The sequence below is a fragment of the Mesorhizobium sp. M0960 genome, assembly GCF_040319055.1.
Lineage (GTDB): Bacteria > Pseudomonadota > Alphaproteobacteria > Rhizobiales > Rhizobiaceae > Mesorhizobium.
In genome coordinates this window covers 540254-562011 of sequence record NZ_JAMYNN010000002.1, presented here as the reverse complement: position 1 = coordinate 562011, position 21758 = coordinate 540254, and the positions used below count along the sequence as shown (strand labels likewise).

22 protein-coding genes and 1 tRNA gene are annotated in these 21758 nt (G+C 64.2%); 16 read left to right on the top strand and 7 right to left on the bottom strand.

The window, feature by feature from the left end; all coding sequences use genetic code 11:
• Positions 1-4: 4 nt before the first annotated feature.
• From NKH63_RS07795 to NKH63_RS07770, 6 genes are all read left to right on the top strand, one after another.
• Positions 5-766, top strand: coding sequence for an SDR family NAD(P)-dependent oxidoreductase (locus tag NKH63_RS07795; RefSeq protein WP_023721353.1), 762 nt, complete (start codon positions 5-7; stop codon positions 764-766).
• Positions 767-906: 140 nt separating this feature from the next.
• Positions 907-2112: a 3-oxoadipyl-CoA thiolase gene (pcaF, locus tag NKH63_RS07790; protein WP_352917785.1), complete on the top strand. Its 1206-nt coding sequence runs from the start codon at positions 907-909 to the stop codon at positions 2110-2112.
• A gap of 167 nt (positions 2113-2279) precedes the next feature.
• A complete protein-coding gene (locus NKH63_RS07785; protein ID WP_023721351.1) occupies positions 2280-3311 on the top strand; it encodes a BMP family protein in 1032 nt (343 codons plus the stop codon).
• A gap of 183 nt (positions 3312-3494) precedes the next feature.
• Complete coding sequence (locus NKH63_RS07780) at positions 3495-5000, top strand: ABC transporter ATP-binding protein (RefSeq protein ID WP_502896309.1); 1506 nt, start codon at positions 3495-3497, stop codon at positions 4998-5000.
• A complete protein-coding gene (locus tag NKH63_RS07775; RefSeq protein ID WP_352917784.1) occupies positions 5000-6055 on the top strand; it encodes an ABC transporter permease in 1056 nt (351 codons plus the stop codon). Before NKH63_RS07780 ends, NKH63_RS07775 begins: the two co-directional genes overlap by 1 nt.
• Positions 6052-6996, top strand: coding sequence for an ABC transporter permease (locus NKH63_RS07770; protein WP_352917783.1), 945 nt, complete (start codon positions 6052-6054; stop codon positions 6994-6996). The genes NKH63_RS07775 and NKH63_RS07770 overlap by 4 nt, the downstream gene beginning before the upstream one ends.
• Before the next feature lie 14 nt (positions 6997-7010).
• Here the strand turns inward: NKH63_RS07770 and NKH63_RS07765 are convergent, their stop codons facing one another.
• Positions 7011-7778 carry an SDR family NAD(P)-dependent oxidoreductase gene (locus tag NKH63_RS07765; RefSeq protein ID WP_023721347.1) on the bottom strand — a complete coding sequence of 256 codons (768 nt, stop codon included), beginning with the start codon at positions 7776-7778 and terminating at the stop codon, positions 7011-7013.
• Between the two features lie 266 nt (positions 7779-8044).
• Here NKH63_RS07765 and NKH63_RS07760 point away from each other — a divergent pair, with 266 nt between their 5' ends.
• Together NKH63_RS07760 and NKH63_RS07755 are read left to right on the top strand one after the other, a co-directional pair.
• Entirely contained in the window at positions 8045-8200 is a 156-nt protein-coding gene (locus tag NKH63_RS07760) for a hypothetical protein (protein WP_023678176.1), read from the top strand.
• Positions 8201-8330: 130 nt separating this feature from the next.
• A complete protein-coding gene (locus tag NKH63_RS07755) occupies positions 8331-9278 on the top strand; it encodes an LLM class flavin-dependent oxidoreductase (RefSeq protein ID WP_352858641.1) in 948 nt (315 codons plus the stop codon).
• Positions 9279-9314: 36 nt separating this feature from the next.
• On the opposite strand, the gene NKH63_RS07750 is transcribed toward NKH63_RS07755, so the two are convergent.
• From NKH63_RS07750 to NKH63_RS07740, 3 genes are read right to left on the bottom strand one after another with little or no spacing between them, the layout of a single operon-like run.
• Positions 9315-10265 (bottom strand): dihydrodipicolinate synthase family protein, encoded by a 951-nt coding sequence (locus NKH63_RS07750; RefSeq protein WP_352917782.1) that lies wholly within the window; start codon positions 10263-10265, stop codon positions 9315-9317.
• Positions 10255-11250, bottom strand: a complete 996-nt coding sequence (locus NKH63_RS07745) for a Gfo/Idh/MocA family protein (protein WP_352917781.1) — start codon at positions 11248-11250, stop codon at positions 10255-10257. The genes NKH63_RS07750 and NKH63_RS07745 overlap by 11 nt, the downstream gene beginning before the upstream one ends.
• Positions 11247-12218, bottom strand: a complete 972-nt coding sequence (locus tag NKH63_RS07740; RefSeq protein WP_352917780.1) for a Gfo/Idh/MocA family protein — start codon at positions 12216-12218, stop codon at positions 11247-11249. Before NKH63_RS07740 ends, NKH63_RS07745 begins: the two co-directional genes overlap by 4 nt.
• A 97-nt stretch (positions 12219-12315) precedes the next feature.
• Here NKH63_RS07740 and NKH63_RS07735 point away from each other — a divergent pair, with 97 nt between their 5' ends.
• The 7 genes from NKH63_RS07735 (at position 12316) to NKH63_RS07705 (ending at position 19481) form a co-directional block, all read left to right on the top strand.
• The gene (locus tag NKH63_RS07735) at positions 12316-13029 is read left to right on the top strand and encodes a FadR/GntR family transcriptional regulator (protein ID WP_031194640.1); all 714 of its coding nucleotides are present in this window, start codon (positions 12316-12318) and stop codon (positions 13027-13029) included.
• 32 nt (positions 13030-13061) lie between these two features.
• Entirely contained in the window at positions 13062-14642 is a 1581-nt protein-coding gene (locus tag NKH63_RS07730) for an ABC transporter substrate-binding protein (RefSeq protein WP_352917779.1), read from the top strand.
• Between the two features lie 66 nt (positions 14643-14708).
• A complete protein-coding gene (locus NKH63_RS07725) occupies positions 14709-15668 on the top strand; it encodes an ABC transporter permease (RefSeq protein ID WP_352480994.1) in 960 nt (319 codons plus the stop codon).
• Complete coding sequence (locus tag NKH63_RS07720) at positions 15665-16570, top strand: ABC transporter permease (RefSeq protein ID WP_502896308.1); 906 nt, start codon at positions 15665-15667, stop codon at positions 16568-16570. Before NKH63_RS07725 ends, NKH63_RS07720 begins: the two co-directional genes overlap by 4 nt.
• A gap of 18 nt (positions 16571-16588) precedes the next feature.
• On the top strand, positions 16589-17506 hold the full coding sequence (locus tag NKH63_RS07715; protein ID WP_352917778.1) for a dihydrodipicolinate synthase family protein: 918 nt from the start codon (positions 16589-16591) through the stop codon (positions 17504-17506).
• Positions 17503-18513, top strand: coding sequence for an ABC transporter ATP-binding protein (locus tag NKH63_RS07710; RefSeq protein WP_352917815.1), 1011 nt, complete (start codon positions 17503-17505; stop codon positions 18511-18513). Before NKH63_RS07715 ends, NKH63_RS07710 begins: the two co-directional genes overlap by 4 nt.
• Positions 18513-19481 carry an ABC transporter ATP-binding protein gene (locus NKH63_RS07705; RefSeq protein WP_352917777.1) on the top strand — a complete coding sequence of 323 codons (969 nt, stop codon included), beginning with the start codon at positions 18513-18515 and terminating at the stop codon, positions 19479-19481. The genes NKH63_RS07710 and NKH63_RS07705 overlap by 1 nt, the downstream gene beginning before the upstream one ends.
• Positions 19482-19497: 16 nt before the next feature.
• Here the strand turns inward: NKH63_RS07705 and NKH63_RS07700 are convergent, their stop codons facing one another.
• The 3 genes from NKH63_RS07700 to NKH63_RS07690 all read right to left on the bottom strand — a co-directional run bounded on the left by NKH63_RS07700 (position 19498) and on the right by NKH63_RS07690 (position 21135).
• Complete coding sequence (locus NKH63_RS07700) at positions 19498-20253, bottom strand: haloacid dehalogenase type II (protein WP_352917776.1); 756 nt, start codon at positions 20251-20253, stop codon at positions 19498-19500.
• A gap of 250 nt (positions 20254-20503) precedes the next feature.
• A complete protein-coding gene (locus tag NKH63_RS07695; RefSeq protein ID WP_352917775.1) occupies positions 20504-20836 on the bottom strand; it encodes a DUF167 family protein in 333 nt (110 codons plus the stop codon).
• Complete coding sequence (locus tag NKH63_RS07690) at positions 20833-21135, bottom strand: YggT family protein (protein WP_292657287.1); 303 nt, start codon at positions 21133-21135, stop codon at positions 20833-20835. Before NKH63_RS07690 ends, NKH63_RS07695 begins: the two co-directional genes overlap by 4 nt.
• Positions 21136-21299: 164 nt before the next feature.
• Between NKH63_RS07690 and NKH63_RS07685 the strand changes: the two genes are divergently transcribed.
• Positions 21300-21375, top strand: a tRNA-Ala gene (locus tag NKH63_RS07685).
• Positions 21376-21758: the final 383 nt, after the last annotated feature.

The following is a 21758-nucleotide window of genomic DNA, read 5'->3' as shown; positions in this document are numbered from 1 at the left end:
AAACATGATTCTGAAAGATCGCATCGCCGTGGTGACGGGCGCCGGGTCGGGGATCGGGCGTGCCGGCGCCATGATAATGGCCAGGGAAGGCGCGCTCGTGGTGATCGCCGACAGGGACCAGGCGGCGGGGGAAGCAACCGCTTCCGACATTCGTGCGTCCGGCGGTCGGGCCGAAGCCGTCGCCACCGATGTCGGCGACGATGCGGCGGTCGAGCAGCTCGTCGCAGGAACGCTGGGCCGGCATCGGCGGATCGACATCCTGCACAATCATGCCGGGATCCAGGTCGGCGGCACGCTGACCGAAGTCGGCGCCGACGGCATGGATGCCTCCTGGCGGATCAATGTGCGGGCGCAGTTCCTCGCGGCCAGGCTGGTCATGCCGTCGATGATCGCGCAAGGCGGCGGGGTGATCCTGAATACCGCCTCGAATTCGGGTGTGTTCTACGACCGCGAAATGATCGCCTACGCGACCTCAAAACATGCCGTGGTGGCGATGACCCGGCAGATGTCGCTCGACTATGCCCGGCACAATGTCCGCGTCAACGCGTTGTGCCCCGGCTGGGTCGACACGCCCTTCAACGAACCGTTTATCGCGCAGATGGGCGGGCGGGCGGCGATCGAAAACTATGTCCGCACCAAGATCCCCATGCAGCGCTGGGCCAGCGCCCAGGAAATCGCCGAAGCGATCCTGTTTCTCGTTTCCGACCGCTCGTCCTTCATGACCGGGCAGGCGTTGGTGATCGACGGCGGTGAAAGCATCGGCTGATCCGCAGCTCCCGGCGGGCGGGAGCTGAAATTCCCTTTGGCCTAACGGCCGGCGGCAAGATGTGCTTTCGTCTCAAGGAGAATGCGGCCAACATGGCTGGGCCGGGAGCAGAAATCGTCAGCGCAAAGGGAAGCTGCATAATGGCCGAGGCCTATATCTGCGACTATATCCGCACGCCGATCGGCCGCTTCGGCGGTTCGTTGTCGGCGGTGCGTGCCGACGATCTCGGCGCAATCCCGCTGAGGGCGCTGGTCGAGCGCAATCCCGGCATCGACTGGGCTGCCATCGACGACGTCGTCTATGGCTGCGCCAATCAGGCCGGTGAGGACAATCGCAATGTGGCGCGCATGGTACTGCTGCTGGCCGGCCTGCCGAAGGAGATTTCCGGCTCGACCGTCAATCGCCTCTGCGGTTCGGGCATGGATGCCGTCATCATCGCAGCGCGCGCGATCAAGGCCGGCGAGGCGGAGCTGATGATATCCGGCGGCGTCGAATCGATGTCGCGCGCACCGTTCGTGCTGCCGAAGGCCGAGACCGCGTTTTCGCGCAATGCCGAAGTTCACGATACCACGATCGGCTGGCGCTTCGTCAATCCACTGATGAAGAAGCAATACGGCGTCGATTCGATGCCGGAGACGGGCGAGAACGTGGCGGAAGAGTTCGCCGTCTCTCGCGCCGACCAGGATGCGTTTGCCGTGCGCAGCCAGGACAAGGCGGTCGCCGCACAAGCCAATGGCCGGCTGGCAAAGGAAATCACGCCGGTGACGATCGCGCAGCGCAAGGGTGACCCGATCGTCGTCTCGAAGGACGAACATCCGCGCTCGGGTACCACGATCGAGGCGCTGGCCCAATTGCCGACGCCGTTCCGGCAAGGCGGCACGGTTACGGCCGGCAACGCGTCGGGCGTTAACGATGGTGCCGCGGCGCTGATCGTCGCCTCGGAAACCGCCGTGAAAAGATACGGGTTGACGCCGATCGCCCGCATCCTCGGCGGTGCCACCGCCGGCGTGGCGCCGCGCATCATGGGCATTGGTCCGGTGCCGGCCACGCAGAAGCTATGCGCCCGGCTCGGCCTGGAGCCGCAACAATTCGATGTCATCGAGCTCAACGAGGCCTTCGCCTCGCAAGGCATCGCCGTGCTGCGCCAACTCGGCATTGCCGAGGATGCGGAGCACGTCAACCCGAATGGCGGCGCCATCGCGCTCGGCCATCCGCTCGGCATGTCCGGGGCGCGCATCACCGGCACGGCGGCATTGGAACTGCGCGAACGCGGCGGCCGCTACGGCCTCGCGACCATGTGCATCGGTGTCGGCCAGGGCATAGCGGTGGCGCTGGAGAGATTGTGAGCGAGCAACTCCGGCCGTTCTGAAGGTGCGGCTGCGCGAATTCCCACGTCGTTCCGCCCTTCAAATTTGACCATGTGGACAAAAGCCGGGCACCGTTCCATAGTTCCTTCGCTGATATTCCAGAGAAGAGAGCCGGCTCGACACGGCGCCAATCAGAGGGGCATGCAATGGACAACGGGAAGAGCAGAATCCAATCGAAACGCGAAGGGCTTTCGCGACGCAACGTGCTGGAGCTGGGCGCGCTCGGCCTTGCGGCGGCGATGCTGCCGGGCAGCGCCTTTGCTAAGACCAAGAAGCTCAAAGTGGCGGCGATCTTCGCCACGCCGATCGAGGAGCCGTGGGACAACCAGATCCACGTCGCCCTGCAGAAGGCCGAGAAGGAACTCGGCATCGAGTACAAATGGTCGGAGAAGGTGCAGACCGCCGATTTCAGCCGTGTCATGCGCGAATATGCGCAAGGCGGCTATGAGCTGGTGCTGGGCGATGCCTTCGCCGCCGAGCGCGAATCCCGCAGGACCGCCAAGCAGTTCCCGAAGACCGCCTTCCTGTTCGGCTCCGGCGCCGGGCCGGCCGAGCCGAACTTCGGCGTTTTCGACAACTGGATTCACGAGCCGGCCTATCTGTCCGGCATGATCGCCGGAAAGATGTCGAAATCGGGCACGATCGGCGCGGTCGCGGCTATGGGCATTCCGGAAGTGAACCGGCTGGTCAACGCCTTCTTTGCCGGCGCCAGGGAGGTCAATCCCAACATCAAGAAGAAGGTCGCCTTCATCGGCTCGTTCTTCGATCCGCCAAAGGCAAAGGAAGCGGCTGTTGCCCAGATCGACGCTGGCGTCGACGTCATCTATGCCGAGCGCTTCGGCGTCATCGAAGCGGCGGCGGAGAAGAAGATCCTCGCCATCTCCAACATGTCGGACCAGTCGAGCCTCGGCCCCGACACGGTGATCACCGGGCCGGTCTGGGACATGTATCCGACCGTCGAGCAGGCGATCAAGCTGGTCAAGGCCGGGGTCTTCACCGCGCAGGATTACGGCGATTTCTCGCGCATGGCCAAGGGCGGCTCCTACCTCGCGCCGTACCATAAATTCGACAAGACGCTGCCGGCCGAGGTCAAGGAATTGGTCGAGAGGAAGAAGGCCGAGATCCTCGACGGCAATTTCCGAGTCGACGTGGACGAGAATACGCCGGTCTCGGACTGAGTGCGCCCGCCCCTCCCCCTTGAGGGGAGGGTGGCCCGCAGGGCCGGGTGGGGTCCTCCGCGACGCGCTCCGTCTCTTAAGTCAAAAGTCGAGGCGGTTGAGGCGACCCCTCCCGCCTCGCTTCGCTCGGTACCTCCCCGCAAGGGGGAAGGGTATCCGCGCCATCTCTCACCAGGAGTGCCCTTGCCCGCCCCTCTCATCGAAATGCGCGGCATCACCAAGAGCTTCGGCGCCGTCAAGGCGAACGAGGCCGTCGATCTCAGCGTCGCGCCGGGTGAAATCCTCGGGTTGCTCGGCGAAAACGGCGCCGGCAAGACGACGCTGATGAACGTGCTGTTCGGCGCCTATGCGCCCGACGCCGGCGAGATCCTGGTGCAGGACCGGCCAGTGGCGATCAACAGCTCGGCCGATGCGCTGGCCGCCGGCATCGGCATGGTGCACCAGCATTTTCATCTCGCACCGCGACTTTCGGTGCTGGAGAACCTCTTGATCGGCATTCCCGGCAGATCGGGCCGGATCGACCGCGCCGGGGGGCTGGCGCGGCTCGCCGAGATCGGCCGCCAGCATGGGCTGGCGCTCGACCCGGACCTTCCCGTTTCGGCGCTGTCGGTCGGCGAGCAACAGCGGCTCGAAATCGTCAAGGCATTGTTTCGCGGCGCAAGGCTGCTGATCCTCGACGAGCCGACGGCGGTGCTGGCGCCAACCGAGGTCGACGGACTGTTTTCGGCGCTGCGCTCGATGGCGGCACAGGGGCTCGGCATCATCTTCATCTCGCACAAGCTCAACGAGGTGCGGGCGCTGACGCATCGCTGCGTCGTGCTCAGGCACGGGCGCGTTGCCGGCCGCGTCGATACGCCGGCCAGCACGATATCTTCGGAGATGGCGCGGCTGATGTGCGGCCACGAGATCGTGCCTCCGGCCAGGGGACCGTCGACACCGGGTCCGGCGGTGCTGACCCTCGATGGTATCTCGACATCGCATCATTCCGGCATGGCGCTGCGCGATGTGTCGCTGTCGGTACGCGGCGGCGAGATCCTCGGCATTGCCGGCGTCTCCGGCAACGGCCAGCGGGCGCTTGCCGAGGTCGTCTCCGGCGTGCGAGCGCCCGATGCCGGCCGCATGACGATAGCCGGCAAAGCCGTTTCGCGGTTCTCGCCGAGCGCAGTGCAGGCGCTCGGCCTTGGCCGCATCCCGGAAGACCGTATGACGACCGGGCTGGTCACCAATCTGCCGCTTGCCGATTCGATGGTGCTGCCGCGCATCGGCACGGTGGCGTTCAGCCGCAACGGCCTGCTCAGACAGGATGCGATCCGCACCTTCGCCGAGGCGCAGATCAAGGCCTACGATATACGTTGCCCCGGGCCGATGACGCGCGCCGGGGCGCTGTCCGGCGGCAATCTGCAGAAGGCGCTTTTGGCGCGCGAACTCGCCTTCGACCCAAAGGTGCTGATCGTTTCGCAGCCGACACGCGGCCTCGATATTGGTGCCGCGCGCTTCATCCACGAAAAATTCCTCGACATGCGCGCCAAGGGCTGCGGCATTATCGTTATCGGCGAGGACCTGGAAGAGTTGCTGATGCTCTGCGACCGCATTGCCGTGATGTATGAGGGCCGCATCGTCGGCACGCTGAACAGCGCCGATGCCAGCGTCGCCAGACTCGGGTTGATGATGACCGGGGCGGAGGCCTGATGTTCCGTCTCGAGGCCCGCACCTCAACGCCCGCCTGGTTCAATCTGGCGCTGCCGCTGCTCGCCATCGGCGCGACGCTGATCCTGTGCAGCGGCCTCATTGCATTGGCCGGCGCCGGCGTCGTCGAGGCATATGGCGTGATGTTTTCGGCGTCGTTGGGCGACAGCTACGCCATCACCGAAACGCTGGTGCGTGCCGCGCCGATGATCTTCACCGGTCTTGCCGTGGCGGTCGCTTTCCGCGCCAAATTCTGGAACATCGGCGCCGAAGGGCAATTGCTGGCCGGTGCGGTGGCGAGCTGTGCCGTCGGCGCCATCCCGATGCCGGGGCCGCTCGCCATGTTGCTGATGGCGCTGGCGGGCGCCGCCGCCGGCGCGGCCGTCGCCCTGATCCCTGCCACACTGCGGGTAAAATTCAGGGTCGATGACGTGGTCAGCTCGCTGCTGCTCAATTCGGTCATTTTCTACGCGCTGATGGCGCTGATCGAGGGCCCATGGAAGGATAGTTTCAGCGGCTACCCGATCTCGCCGCCGATCGAGGATTCAGCGAATTTCCCAGTGCTGCTCGAAGGCACGCGACTGCATCTCGGCGTCGTCGCGGCGCTGGTCGCCGCACCGGTCATCTGGTTCGTGGTCGCGCGCACGACGCTTGGTTTCCGCATCAGGGTCACCGCCGAGAACCCGGAAGCCGCGCGCTATGGCGGCATCAATGTCGAGCGGGTGCTGATTTCGACGGCGCTGCTATCAGGCGCGCTGGCCGGCCTTGCCGGCGTCGGCGAGGTCGGCGGCGTGCATTTCCAGGTGATGAGCGACATCTCGCCGGGCTATGGCTATTCCGGCATCGTCGTCGCCATGCTGGCGAGGCTCAATCCGCTCGGCGTCGTGCCGGCGGCGATCTTCCTTGCTGCCGTCATGACCGGCGCCGAGGCGATGTCGCGGGCGACCGGCGTTCCGGCCTTCCTCAGCGATGTCATCCAGGGAACGGCGCTGCTCGCCATGCTGGTGGCGCTGCTGTTCACCGCCTATCGCATCCGTCGCGTGGGAATAGCCAAATGAGCGTGGTGCTGGAGCAGATATTCCAGGTCGGCTTCCTGGCCGCCATCATCCGCATCGCCACGCCGCTTGCCTTCGCGACGCTGGGCGAGATGTTTTCCGAGCGCGCCGGCGTGCTCAATCTCGGCATCGAAGGCATCATGCTGTTGTCGGCAATGACCGGCTTCACCGCGGCGAGCCTCAGCGGCAGCCTCTGGCTTGGCGTGCTTGCGGCGGTGCTGACCGGGGCGCTGATGGGCGCCGTGCACGCGCTGTTCACGGTGGCGCTCGGCCTCAGCCAGCATGTCTGCGGCATCGGCGTGACGCTGTTCAGTTCAGGTCTTGCCTATTTCCTCTACCGGCTGATCTTCGGCCAGCAATCGGTGCCGCCGAACATCAAGGGGTTCGAGACGCTGCCGATCCCGATACTATCCGGCATTCCGGTGCTCGGGCCGGCGGTGTTCAACCAGTTTTCGCTGGTCTACATGGCGATGCTGTCTATTCCCCTGGCCGCCTTCGTGCTCTACCGCACGCCGTGGGGTCTGTCGGTTCGCATGGTCGGTGAAAACCCGCGCGCCGCCGATTCGGCAGGCGTCAGCGTCATCGCGACGCGCTCCCAGGCGGTGATCCTCGGCGGCGCCTTGATGGGGCTTGCAGGCGCCTTCCTGTCGATGGCGCAATTCAACGCTTTCACCTTCGGCGTGGTTTCCGGGCGTGGCTGGGTGGCGATCGCACTCGTCGTCTTCGGCCGCTGGGATCCATGGCGCTCGGCAGGCGCCGCACTGCTGTTCGCCTTCGTCGACGCGCTGCAATTGCGCATGCAGGCAAGTGGGCTCGGCCACATTCCTTATGAGGCGTTCCTGATGCTGCCCTTCATCTTCACCATCGTCGCCATGGCGGTGATGTCGCGCAATGCGGTGGCTCCTTCGGCACTGCTCAAGCCGTTCCGGCACGAAGAGCGGTAGCGGCGCGCCGTCCTTCACATCGCGGTAAAGCCGTTATCCACGAACAGATGGGCGCCGTTGACGAAGCTGGCCTCGTCGCTGGCCAGGAACAGGGCTGCCCTCGCCACCTCTTCCGGCTCGCCGATCCGGCCTTGCTGCGCGGCCATTGCCGCGTCTGAAACATCGACGCCAAGTTTGTCGAGATCGGCGACCTCGCGCAGGCCATGCGGTGTCCTGATGAAGCCGGGGCAGACCGCATTGCAGCGGACGTTGCGGTCGCGGAATTCGACGGCAATGGCACGCGCGAACATGTGGCAGGCACCCTTGGTGGTGTCGTAAAGCACCTCCATCGGCGTCGCCGCCACCGCCGAGATCGACGAGGTGCAGACGATGGAACCGCCGCCGGCGGCGATCATGCCGGGCAGCACGGCGCGCGTCATCAGGAACATCGAACGCACATTGACGGCATGCAGCCAGTCCCATTCCTGCAGCGTGGTCTCCAGGAAGGGTTTGATGACGATGGTGCCGGCATGGTTGAACAGAACCGTAACCGGGCCGAATTTTTCCATCACGCCCTTCACCGCCGCTTCGACCTGCCGCTCGTCCGATACGTCGGCGACCCAGTGCTCGGCGATATGGCCGCGTTGCCTGATTGCCGCTGCGGTGGCAGCCGCCGCTTCGCCGTTGCGGTCGACGATCGCCACCTTGGCGCCCTCGGCCGCGAAAAGCTCCGAGGCCGCACCGCCCATTCCCGTCGCGCCGCCCGAAATGATGGCGACCTTGCCGGCCAGTCTTGTGCCCATGTTTTGCTCCCTGCTGCCTTGCCGTGACGTCGCGGCTTCCGCTCAAGCAGCGATGCTATCCCGCATCCATTGGATGGCCAAGGAGCCACACACACATGGACCTGACGTTTTCTGCCGTCTTCCCCGGCACGCCCAAAAGCCAGCGCTAAGCAGCAAAAACACCAATTTGTCTGCGGTTTGGGGAAAATTGTTCTAAAGATCGCACGAAAATAGCACTCGACAAAGTCTACTGATTTTATAGATTAAGCGCCGAGACGGAGGTCGATATGTCCTATAGCCAGAACGCTCAGACTGCCCGCAAAGGCCAAAGGCTGGGTTCCGACCAGGTGTGGCGGCCGGCCTATGCCGGCGCTTTCGCCTATCTCGTCTTTGCCCTTGCGTTCGTATTCACCGGGGCAGTGGTACTGGGGCTGATCCCCTGATTAGTAAGGCTCTGATCGTCGAGGCTTGCTCGGGATAGCGGCCTGCCGTTTGCAGAAATTCCGGAGTTGAATGAACCGAATGCCGGTGCGCTTTTGCGTGCCCTGATTCAACGTGATGGAGGAGATGGCAATGCCGATCGAGTTCACGCATGTTCCCGGTAAGATCCACGCTGCCGACGCCAGCTTTTTCTACGACTTTGTCGAGACCGCGACGAAGCTGTCGCTGATCGAGGATGCCGGATTCCAGAAGATCGTCATCGACGACCAGGCCGGGCTGCTGACCAATATGGACCTTGCCGCCCAGACGCTGGACCGGACCTCCTCCCTCGAGGTCGTGCTCACCCATTGGGCAGGCGTGATCGAACCAACCGTGGCGGCGCGGCAGCTCGCTGCCCTCGACGCGAGAAGCCGTGGCCGGCTGTCGCTCAGGATGCTCAGCGAGCCGCTGAGCGACGACGATGCCGAGGCACGTCCGGCCGGCCATACGGTGGTCTGGCAACGCATCGACGAATATCTGGTGCTGCTGAAGCGGTTGTGGTCGAACGACAGGCCGTTCGACCATGAAGGCGCCTTTTACAGCGTCAACGGCGGCTATGTGCCGCGCAAGGGGCTGCATGGTGCCGACGTGACCATCCGCATGGGCGGACAGTCGGGCACGGCGCTCAGGGTCGCGGGCAGGCATGCGGATGTGTTCGAGCTGGCGCCCGGCTCGCTTGCAGAAATCCGACAGTCAATGGAGCGCGTGCGCGGCGCTGCCGCCGAACACGGTCGGGCCGGCAAGCTGCGTTTCGCGCTTCCCGTCCGAATCCGTTCGGCAGACAAACCTGCCGCTTCCTGCCAGAAGGCGGTCGAACTTGCCGGGCCGCCGGCGCAGGTCGCGCTGTCGCTGCTTTCCTACGCCGCTTTGGGGATCAAGGAGTTCATGATCGTCGGCGTCGACAGGCCGCGCGAGATTGCGACTGCCGGCCGCGAGGCGATCGCACTGCTGCGCAACTCACTGGCACGGCGCGAGGCGGATGCCCCTGCATCGGGGACGTTTGTGTCACGCGCGATACCGGGCCTGCGAGCCGAGTGCTGAAGAGCCGCCGTCGTCACGCACCTTGGCTGACGGATCCTACCACCATTCCGGGAAAGCCGCGTGAGCGGCCCTGGCCAGCGTCGGGATTTCCTGATCGGGAACGGAGCTGTAGGGCCAGAGCAGTCGCGGGCCGAGCGGCGCCCAGCCGCCGGCCGCCGCCATCGCCTTGTCGAGTGCTGCATCACCGACATTGTAACGGGTGCGAAACGGTAGGACATGTGCGGCGAGGAAGGCCTGTATGCGGGCCTCGACCTCGGCAGCGGCGACCAAATCGGTACGGATCATCCGCCACCACTGCACCGCGCCCTTCGGGTTGAGGCAGGCAACATTGGAATAGCTGCCATGGGCTCCCCCGGCATAGCCTGTTGCCAGCGTATGGCCGGGGACGAAGACGGAAAATCCGTCCAGTTGGCGGCGCATATCGGCATACCAGCCGGCGTCGCCGCCCGGCAGCTTGGCGCCGACCAGCGACGGCATGGCCGCACGCAGCCTGGCGATGCCGTCGAGCGTCAGGCGACGCTTGGCGTGCGGCGGGTTGTAGAGCACCAGCGGCGTTTCGGGCGCGGCCTCGCAGAGGCGGCCGACAAAACGCATGACCTCGTCGTCGCTGGGCGGCCACCAGTCGGGCAGTGTGAATTGCACCGCCGCCGGGCCAAACGCCGAGACCCGCGTCAGCCGCTCCAGTGCGACGCGCGGATTGGACTGGCTGATGCCGATCTGGAAAGGAAGGCGCGCGCCGCCGGCTGTTGCGGCGACCAGCCCACAAAGCCGGTCGAATTCGGGCTCGGTCTGGCAATGGAATTCGCAGGCCGTGCCATTGGAATAGACGCCGTCGACGCCTGACGCGCAAAGCCGCGCGATCGTCTCTTCCGTCGCCTGCCAGTCGATCGCTCCGCGATCGTCGATGGCCAGCATCACCGCGCCCCAGACGCCGCGCGGTGCGTGTGCGGGCAAGCGGGCCAGATGGTCGTCGAGGTCAGCGTGCACCGGCGATCTCGTGTTCGTGGCGGGTTTCGTTCGACGCGAAGGCAGCCTCGATAATGCCGATGATCTTGCGTGCATAGAGACCGTCGACCGGCACCGGCGTGTCGTCGGCAATGGCATCGCGCATCGCGCTCCATTCGCGCACCAGCGCGTTGTGCATCCAGTTCGGTTCGAATGAACCGGGCAACTCGGTCCAGACCGTATCGCGTCCAAGCATCGTGCCGCGATCCATGTCGATGCGCAGCGTTCCCTGCTCGCAGACCAGATCCATGGCGTAGGTGGTAGCGCCGGTGCGATAGCCGATGCTCTGCACCTGGCCGATGCCGCCGCCGGCGAAGCGCAGCCCAAGCAAGGCGCTGTCGTCTGCTTCCTGGTCATGGAACTTGGCGCCGAGCATGCCGCTCACCGACACGACATCGTCATCCATCAGCCAGACCAGGCGGTCGAGCGCGTGGATGCCGGCCGTCAACAGCATGCCGCCGCCGGTCGACTTGCGCAGATGCCAGTCGCGGCGATTGTGCTCCATCCATAGCTTGATGATCCAGCTCGATCCGATGAGCGGCCGGCCGAGCTCTCCTTGCTCCAGCTTCTGCCTGGCTGCCATGCAGGGCAGGGCGAAATGCATGAGATGGGCGACCATCAGCTTGACGCCGCTATCGGTTACGGCGGCGTTGATCGCGTCGCAGGCAGCCGCCGTCGGCGCCATCGGCTTTTCGAGCAGGATGTGCTTGCCGGCGTTTGCTGCGCCGATGGCCATTTCGGCATGGAGATGGTGCGGGGTGGCAATGAGGACCGCGTCGACCTCCTTGTCGTCCAGCAGCTTGCGCCAATCAGTGTAGCCGCGGCCGCCATATTCGGCGGTGAAGCGCTGCAGCGCATCGGCATTTCCACGAGAGGCGGCGACGAGACGAATCCCTCCAACCTCACGGATTGCCCGCGCATGGGCTGCGCCGAAATCGCCGGCGCCGATAATTCCTATTCCAATCATGATCCTGCCTTTTCATAAGCGGCGTCGATCAGAGACATCGCCGCAACATAATCCTCGATGGACACCGGCGGAGGCGCCTTTCTGGCCAGCCGGTCAAGCGTATCGCGCATGAACAGACGATAGCGCGTTGCCGGCAGTTCGACCGGCAAATCGGCAACGGCCGCATCGTCGAGCGTTGCGCAGGTGGCATGGTCGCCATGATCGATGAGGGTGGCATTGGCACTGACGATACGCCACTCGAAGTCACCGCCGGGGCGCATCGAGGCAAAGGTGTAACCGGCCTCGACGATGAACACCGCGCCGGCCTCGTCTTCCAGCACCAGCAGCGCATGGTCCTCGACCGGGCCGGGATGAATGCGGTTCGCGATCGAAACGCTTTTCAGGCCGAGCTTGCCGGTTGCGAGGCTGAGTGCCGCGTCGACGCCGTGTATGCCAAGATTCCTCAACGCACCCCCGCCGCCAACCGCCGGATCGACGACCCAGGCGACACCGTCGGCGATGTAGCGTTGCGGCGGGCCGTTGACCAGCCGGAACTGGCAATGCGCCACCGGCCCGGCGCGACCTTGCCGGCGCAGCCGTTCAAAGCCGGCAACGGCCGGCCCGAAACGGTTGGGCAGGGGAACAGCGACAAAAGCCTGGTGCTGCCTGGCAAGCTCGCACAGCGCCATCAGTTCCCTCGTATGGCTGGCCGCCGGCTTCTCCAGGATCAGCGGTATCCCTGCCGCGATGATCGCGCGTGCCCGCGCCGGCACCATCGAAGGGTGCCCCATCAACAGGATCGCATCCGGCGGGCTGGAGAGTATCTCCGTGAAATCTTCGATGAACGGCAGGTCATGACGCGCGGCGAACCCATGCGCTTGGCCAGGATCCTCGTCCCAGATGCCGGCGATCTCCGCACCGTAAAAGCGTGCGGCGTCGAGGTGCATTTCGGCGTGCCAGTGGCTCGAGCCGGCGAGGGTAATCTTCATTCGAAGGCAGCAGGTTTGTTATGGGCTTGCAGGATATCCTACAAGTAGCTATACGACAAGCGGGCAGGCTAATCCGGCGGATGATGAAAGCAGTGGGATGGCGGAACTGAAGTCGATCGAACCGTTGAGCAGACCGCCGCTTCTTCACGTCACCGTGCAGGAAAGCCTCAGGGCCTATATCGAAAGCAACCAGCTCAAGGCAGGCGATCCCTTGCCGCCGGAAACGTTCCTGGCGCAGCGGCTCGGCGTCGGCCGCAACTCCGTGCGGGAAGCCATCAAGGCGCTGGAATCGATCGGCATCCTGGAGACGCGGCGCGGCATCGGCGTCTTCGTCAAGGAGTTCTCGTTCAAGCCGCTGCTGGATAACCTGGCATACGGCTTGCAGGATTCGCTGCGCGATGTCGAAGAGCTGCGCGAAATCCGCCGCGTGCTGGAAACCGGCCTCATCGCCAAGACGATCGAGATGATCAGTGCCGAGGATATCGAGGCGCTGCGCCAGTTGACCGAGCGCATGCGGCAACGTGCCGAGCGCCATGAGAGCTTCGCCGAAGAGGACCAGCAATTCCACCAGCTGCTGTTCCGCTGCCAGAACAATCACATGCTGAGCGCACTGATCGACATCTTCTGGACGGCGTTCGACAAGGCCTCGAATTTCACCAATCTCGATAATCCGACGCCGCTGGCGACATGGCGCGACCATCACGAGATCGTCGAGGCTGTCGCCGCCAAGGATGTCGACCAGGCGCGTCGGCGGCTCGACGACCATTACCGGGGGATCCAGCAGGTTATCGCCAAAAACCGAGCAAGCTGAAGAACAACCTGAATATGCCAAGGGAGGAAACCATGCGCATCAGGACCATCGCATTCTCAGTCGCCGGGCTGCTGCTCGCCAGCATTGCCCCATTGACCAATGTCCAGGCACAAAGCGCCAAGACCATTGCGGGCGGCTTCGACGTCGGCCCGGGCGGTTTTCCCAAGAACTTCAACCCGCTGGTCGCGACCGGCGGCTACACCTGGCTCAGCACCTATTTCGAACCGCTGGTCATCTTCAATGCCGGGCTGACCGAGATCGAAGGCGACCTCGCCAAGAACTACAAGATCAGCGACGACCAGCTGAGCTATACGTTCAACCTGGTCAACGAGACCTGGCATGACGGCAAACCGTTCACCTCGAAGGACGTCAAGTTCACCCTCGAGCTTGCCAAGAACAAGGCCTCCGGCAGCCTGTTTGCCGCCCGCCTCGCCAACATCGCCTCGGTCGATGCACCGGATGACCACACCGCAGTGGTGAAGCTATCGAAACCGAACGGCTCGTTTCTATCCATCCTCTCGCAGCTAATGATCCTGCCGGAGCATGCCCTGGCCGCTCTGCCGCCGGAATCACTGGCGACAAGCACCTGGTGGTCGACCGCTCCGGTGGGCACCGGCCCGTTCAAGTTCAAGCGCTACGTGACCGACCAATATGTCGAACTGGCAGCCGATGACGACTATCGCAGCGGCAAGCCGAAGGTAGACGTGCTCATCAACCGCTATTTCGAGTCGCCGGCGGCGGCCGTCGCCGCGCTCCGCGCCGGCGAGATCCAGTTCACCTATGTCGAGCCCGACGATGCGGCATCCTTCAAGAGCGACAGCAATTTCAAGGTGATCGAAGGTGCCTCGTACGTGGTCAACTATATCGGCCTGAACCAGAAGGTCGACCTGTTTAGGGATATCCGTGTCCGCCAGGCGATTATGTATGCGATCGATCGCAACGCCATCATCGACAGCCTCTACGGCGGTGCCGCCAAGCCAGCCAATTGCGGCTATGTCGCGCCGCATCTCGTTCCGGCAGACCTCGAACCCTATGCCTACGATCCGGCAAAGGCCAAGGCGCTGCTGACCGAGGCGGGCTGGGACAAGATCAATGGCGACAAGCCGATCACCTTGCTGACCTATTACGGCTCGCCGCAAGCCGCCAATGTGATGGCCGCTGTCCAGTCGATGCTGGCCGAGGTCGGCATCAATGTGGTGCCGCGCGTCGTCGATACGCCGACCTACAATGGCATCGTCTACAAGCAAGGCACGCCGGACTGGAATGCATTTCCGATGGTTTATGCCGGCCTGCAGAACGGCCCCAACCCGGCCGGCCTCAATCCCGGCCTCAACAAGTCGCAGATTCCGCCGGCAGGCTTCAACACCATGCGCATCGAGTTCGACGACCTGAGCACCGCGTTGGACGCCGCGCTCGGCCAAACCGATCCGGCCAAGCTCGATCAATCCTGGCAGGAGGTCTGCAAGGTCATGAACAAGGAGCTACCCTGGGCGACGTTGTGGGTGGCCAACCGCTATGGCGTGGCCTCCAACAAGCTGCGTGACTTCGTCTGGACGCCGGCGCCGGGCGGCGGTCCTTATGCAGCTCACCCCGAGCGCTGGGACATCCAGTAAGAACTCCGCAACCAAGCGAGCAGGCGGAACCACTTTGGCGCCGCCTGCCACGGCCACGGAAAGCCCATGTTGAGCTTCATCGCCCGCCGCAGCGCCACAGGACTGCTGATGCTGGTCGCGCTCAGCGTCCTCATCTTCATCCTGCTGCGGCTGGCGCCGGGCGATCCGATCGACGCCTATATCAACCCGTCGGTCCCCATGTCGGCTTCCGACCTCGAGGGCCTGCGCGAACGGCTCGGGCTCGATCGGCCGCTTCCCGTGCAATATCTCGCCTGGCTGCGCGCGGCGCTGAGCGGTGACTTCGGCTATTCGATCCAGCGCAGCGGCGTTGCCGTGCTGCCACTGGTCATGGAACGCATCGGCCCGACGGCGCTGCTGATGGGCACGGGCCTGGCGATCGCCATCGTGCTCGGCATTTCCGCCGGCATTTTCAGCGCGGTGCGCCGTAACGAACCGTCCGACATCGCGCTGTCGGTGCTGTCGTTTATCGGTATCTCCAGCCCGGCTTTCCTGACGGCGCTGCTCGGTCTCTATTTCTTCTCAGTGCTGCTGCGCTGGGCGCCGTCCGGCGGCATGCAGACGGCCGGCGCGCCGTTCTCGATGACGGATGTGCTAGCGCACCTCATCCTGCCCGCTTGCCTGCTATCGATCGGCCATGCCGCGCTGATCATGCGCTACATGCGCGCTTCGCTGCTGGAAGTGCTCAACCAGGACTACGTGCGGACGGCGCGCGCCAAGGGCGTGCGCGAGTTCTGGGTGATCATCAAGCACGCCACCCGCAATGCGCTCTTGCCGGTCATTACCCTGATCGGCTCGACCGTCGGCATCGCCGTCGGCGGCGCCATCTTCCTGGAAAGCGTGTTCAACTGGCCGGGCATGGGACTGCTTCTGGTCAACGCCGTCGGCACCCGCGATTACCCGGTGATCATGGGCGCTACCCTGGTGATCGGCGTTTGCGTCATCCTGGTCAACCTCTTGACCGACGTCGTCTATGCCGTCGTCGACCCGCGCATTCAGGTGGCATGATGGCAATCACCGCGCCAGATCCTACAGTTGACCCGACAGCCGTGCCGCAAACCAAAGGCCCGCTTCGCCGCGCGTTCGACCGCTTTTTTGAAAACCGAGCGGCACGCGCCGGGCTTTTGATCGTCATCCCGATCCTGTTGGCGGTTTCGACCTATCCTCTGTGGTGGCCGTTCGGCCCGAACGCCATCGACCTCAGGGCGATGAACAAGGCGCCGTCCGCCATTCATTGGCTGGGCAGCGATGGCGTTGGGCGTGATGTCATGGCACGGTTGCTGCAAGGCGGGCGGATCTCACTGCTGGTTGCCATCTGTTCGGTTGCCATCTCGACCGTCATCGGCTTCCTGATCGGCGCCGTCGCCAGCTTTGGCGGGCGTCTCGTCGACGGAACGGTGATGCGCCTGGTCGATCTGGCGATGACGCTGCCGCCGGTGATCTTCCTGCTGGTGCTGGCTTCGATTGCCGGCACCGGCATCGCCCCGACCATCCTGGTGATCTCGCTGCTCTCCTGGCCAGTGCTGTCGCGCATGGTGCGCGCCCGGCTGCTCGAACTGCGCGAGCGCGATTTCGTCGTTGCGGCCCGGGGCATGGGCGCGGGGCTGCCGCATCTGCTGTTCCGGCATGGCCTGCCCAACTGCATCGATATCCTGGTCGTCTACGCCACCTTGCAGATCGCCAACGCTATCCTGCTCGAGGCCGGCCTGTCCTTTCTCGGCCTGGGCATCGCACCGCCAGAAGCCAGCTGGGGCAACATGCTCAATCTCGCCCGCTCCACCGTCGTGCTGGAAAATTACCCCTGGCAATGGATGTTCCCGGGCGCCGCACTGGTGCTCACCGTGCTCGCCATCAATTTCATCGGCGACGGCTTGCGCGATGCATTCGATCCTCGCTCCGATCTCAACTGACCTCAAAGGTTCATCAAAATGCCCCTGTTTACCGGCGTCGTGCCACCTGTCGTCACCCCGCTCAATGCCGATTTCAGCATCGACTTTCCCTCGTTCACCCGCACCATCGAGAACCTGCTCGACGGCGGTGTCCACGGGCTGTTCGTGCTCGGCTCGACCAGCGAGGTGGTCTTCCACGACGAGGCGGGCCGCAGGGCCATCCTCGAGCACGCGGTCAGGGTCAATAACGGCCGGGTTCCGATCTTCGCTGGGGTCATCGACCCGACGACCGATCGTGTGATCAATCACGCCCGCATCGCCAGATCGGCCGGCGTCGACGCCATCGTCGTCACCGCGCCGTTTTATACCCGCACCAGCCAGCCGGAGATCGGCGACCACTTCCGCTATATCAAGGATGCGATCGACATTCCCGTCATCGCCTACGACATCCCGGTCTGCGTTCACATCAAGCTGGAGCGCAAGACCACGGTCGGCCTCGCCCGGGAAGGCGCCATCGCGGGCATCAAGGATTCCAGCGGCGATGACGGCAATCTGCGTTACGTGCTCAAGGATATGGCCGATGACCCGGGGTTCTTCGGCATGACCGGCTCCGAGATCCTGGTCGACAGCGTGCTGGCCATGGGTGCGCATGGCGTCGTGCCGGGCCTCGCCAATGTCGACCCGCATGGCTATGTCAGGCTGTGGAAGCTGATGCAGGCCGGCCAGCATGCCGAAGCCCGGCTAGAGCAGGAGCGGCTGTTAAAGCTGTTCGAGATCGTCTGGATCTCGCTCGGCAGGACAAGCGCCGGCTCGGCCGGCGTCGGCGCCTTCAAGGCAGCGATGAAGAGCCTCGGCATCATCGCCTCGAACACCATGGCGCGGCCGCAGCGCAGCCTGAACGAGGAGGAAACCGCGAAGATCGACATGATCCTTCGCGACGTGGGGCTGCTCCGCTGAGTGTCGCGCCGATCCTCTCGATTTCCGGCCTGCGCGCGGTGTTCCGCATTGCGGGGCGCGACATCGCGGCGGTAACGGATGTCGACCTGACGATCGGCTCCGGCGAGACGGTGGCGCTCGTCGGCGAATCCGGGTCCGGCAAATCCGTCACCAGCCTGTCGATCATCGGCCTGTTGCCGAAAAGGGTCGGGCATATCGCCGAGGGTTCGATCGCGCTGCGGCGCAAGAACGGCACGGTCACCGAGCTGACCAGCCTCGATGCCGAGTCGCTGCGCAAGATACGCGGCAACGAGATCGGCATGGTGTTCCAGGAGCCGATGGCCAGCCTCAACCCGGTCTACACGATCGGCGAGCAGATTGCCGAGCCGATCCGCATCCATCTCGGCAAATCGCATCGCGAGGCAGAAGCAGACGCGGTGCGGCTGCTGGAGCAGGTCGGCATTCCCGATCCGAAGCGGCGGGCGCGACAGTATCCGCACGAGCTGTCGGGCGGGATGCGCCAGCGCGCCACTATCGCCATGGCCCTGTCCTGCGATCCAGGCTTGCTGATCGCCGATGAGCCGACAACCGCGCTGGACGTCACAATCCAGGCCCAGATTCTCGATCTTTTGGCCGAGCTGCAGGCGCAGCGCGGCATGGGCATCCTGTTCGTCACTCACAATCTCGGCGTCGTCGCCGAAATTGCCGACCGGGTAGCGGTGATGTATGCCGGGCGTATCGTCGAAACAGGTCCGGTGAGCGAAGTGTTCACCCGCCCGCGTCATCCCTATACGGCGGGGTTGATGCGCTCGGTGCCGCGGCTCGGCGAGGCCACGGCGCTGAAGATGGCGGGGACGCCGCTGCCGACCATTGCCGGAAATGTTCCGTCGCTCGCCTTGCTGCCCAAGGGCTGTTCCTTCGCGCCGCGCTGCCCGATGGCTATCACTGCCTGCCGCGCCGCGGTGCCGCCACTATTTGCGGCGACGCCGACCCAGCAAAGCCGCTGCCTGCGCTGGGAGGAGCTCTGATGGACGGCGCCCCCTTCCTATCGGTCAAAAACCTGACCAAGCATTTTGCGCCGACCGCGTTTTCGCGCGGCCCCATCGTCAGGGCACTGGAGGATATTTCGTTCGAGGTCAGGCGTGGTCAGGTGGTCGGGCTGGTCGGCGAATCCGGCTCCGGCAAGACCACGATCGGCCGCTCGGTGCTGCGTCTGATCGAGCCGACATCCGGCCAGATCAGCTATGGCGGCACCGACATCACCAGGCTGGGTGCCGCCCAGTTGCGCCGCCAGCGCCGCAAGATGCAGTATATTTTCCAGGATCCCTTCGCCAGCCTGTCGCCGCGCATGACCATCGGGCAGATCCTCACCGAAGGCTTGGACATTCAAGGCATTGGCAGGAAATCCGAGCGGCGGGCGAAGGCCGAGAAGGCACTTGCCGCGGTCGAGTTGCCGGTCGACGCCTATGATCGCTACGCCTATGAATTCTCGGGCGGCCAGCGCCAGCGCATCGGCATCGCCCGGGCGCTGACGCTCGAGCCGGAATTCATTGTCGCCGACGAGCCGGTCTCGGCGCTCGACGTCTCGATCCAGGCCCAAATCATCAATTTGTTGCGCGATCTGCAGCTCCGGCTTGGGCTGACCATGCTGTTCATTTCGCACGATCTGGCCGTGGTCGAGTACATCTGCGACACGGTCATCGTGCTCTATCTCGGGCGCATCATGGAGGTTGCGCCGGCGGCCGAGCTCTATGCCCGGCCGCAGCATCCCTATACGCGCGCGCTGCTGTCGGCCATTCCGTCGCTCGATCCGTTGGCCAGGCAAGACCGGCAGGTGCTCAAGGGCGATATTCCCAGCCCGGCAAACCCGCCGTCGGGCTGTGTTTTCCGGACCCGTTGCCCGTTTGCGCTGGAGGCTTGCGCCGGGGCTATGCCGCCGCTGAGGGCGACAGCCGAGGGTCATCTGAAGGCCTGCATCCGCGACGACATCGCTTAGGTTTTTTGCCCTCGGCCTACGGGAGAACTTGGGCGAGATGGACAAGGTCGTCGGCCACAAAGTCCCAGCTCTCACGAGGCGAGAGATCGGTCGTCTGCGCCGGACCATGCTCTTTCGGCCGAGCAACAAAAGCGGTTCCGATACCGCACCTTCGTGCCGCAGCCAGGTCGTCGTTATGCGCGGCGACTAACACGGCCTCCGAAGGTCGCACCCCCAGGATATCCACTGCGCGGAGATAAGCCTGTGGCGCAGGCTTGTAGGTGCCGAACACGTCCGAGCCAAGGACGGTGTCCCAAGGCAGGCCGGCGCGCTTGGCCATGTCCAGCAACAGCCGGGTATTGCCCCCCGACAAGGGCGCGATGATGAAGCGTTCCTTCAGCCTCGCAAGGCCTTTCAGCGAATCGGGCCACGGCTCCAGCCGGTGCCAGGCGAGATTGAGTTCCTCAACTTCGGTGGCCGGCAGCGCGGATGGGATTAGCCCGAACTGGACGAAGGCGGCGTCCAGATTCTCCTTGTTGATCACGTCGAGTGAAACGAAAGGCCGGTGCCCCGTCCGCACCGCCTCGGTCGAGGCGTCATAGCGCAACGCCCATGCATCCGCGAATTCACCGGGATCGACCTGCTGTGCACCGTTTCGCGCGAGGAAGGCGCCAGCCTCCCTTGCAATACCGTTGCGCCAGTCAACGACGGTTCCCAGAACGTCGAAGAATAGAACTCGAGTAGCGGTCATATTGAGCTTTCCGGTCGGGTTGCGGTGCGTGTCCTGCCGCATCGGTCGCGATAGGACGGATCGGCCTCGTCGAGCTGCTGATCAGATAATCGAAATGTTTAAAAGCCTGATCGCGAAGGGCGGTTCCCCCGACCTCATTGAAACGTCGTCGACGCCAACCCATATGCAATCCGCGTCGGATGTTTCCTCCCATTCGTCCGGCGCGTTCCCCTCTGAAGGTTTTTCGACCTTCACATCTGGCCGGGCTTCGCAGCCCGGCCTTTTTTCTGCGGGGTAGGTGAGCGAGCCGAGATCATGGCGCAGGCGAGCCCAGCGTATCGATGCGTTTGGTCAGCGCCGCGGGATCGCCAAGCACGCGCAGCGTCTTCAGCCGAGCTGTGCCGCCGGCGGCGATCGAGACGCCCGATGCCGGCACGCCAAGCGCTTTGCCGACCAGCCTTTCCAGCGCTCGATTGGCGGCTCCGTTTTCCGGCACGGCGCGGACGCGGGCTTTTAAATAGCTTCGCCCATCCGCCGATGTTTCGATCCCCTCCAGCCTGTCCATCGCCGCTTTCGGCGTTAGCCGAACGAAAAGGTCGATGCCGTCGGCGCGAGGTCGAAAGAAACGGTTCGTCCCGTGACTCACATCGATCCGATACCGAACATCGGCTGAACCGTCGTGTCTAGGAACACGCTGATAAATGTCAGCGCCAGCAACAGGATGATCGGCGAGATATCGATGCCGCCAAGGTCCGGGAGGACGCGGCGGATCGGCCGCAATGCCGGCTCGGTCAGTCGATAGAGCATGTTGCCGATCGAGTCGACAAGCTGGTTACGCGAATTGACGACGTTGAAGGCGTAAAGCCAAGAGAAGATAGCCGCGCCAATCACAATATACCAATAGATATTAATCGCGGCATGCAGCGTGTAAAAGACTGCGATCATCGGTTGCTCCTTGCGAACGCCCGACATGTAGCCACTGCAGGGGAAAGCGGCAAGAGCCGCCTCTGCCGCATGGCGAAGCCGGACCAGCGGCAGGCGAGAATTCGGCGACACGCACAGCCTTGACAGGAAACCTCAGCGGCCGATAAAAGCCCCATCCGCTGGACGGGGCTGTAGCTCAGCTGGGAGAGCGCGTCGTTCGCAATGACGAGGTCAGGAGTTCGATCCTCCTCAGCTCCACCAGCGGATTTTTCGAATCCCCTTGCCTGGTTGCATGCCGAAGACAGCGGCCTTGGGCGTTGTTCCGCTTGCGCAAGCTTACTCGGGCAGGGGCGATTTCGCGACGCCGAGAGAAGGCCGCTCGCGACTTGCGGCCATCGACCGGCGTTTACGAACGCGTTAGGCATCGGGCGGCAAAGATCAGCCTCTCAGGTCGCTCGTCCGGCAGGCCAGAGGGCGTTGCCTCCTTCTCCAACCTTCCGAACGACCCCCTAACCTTGCTGCGCTGAGCGTCGCTTCGGCACCATGACCACCTCGAAAAACGCCCCGTAATCCGTAAGCCACGTTATCGGAACCTCACCCCGTCGATAAAAGTCGATTGCCGCAGGCCCTTCGCCTGTGTCCAT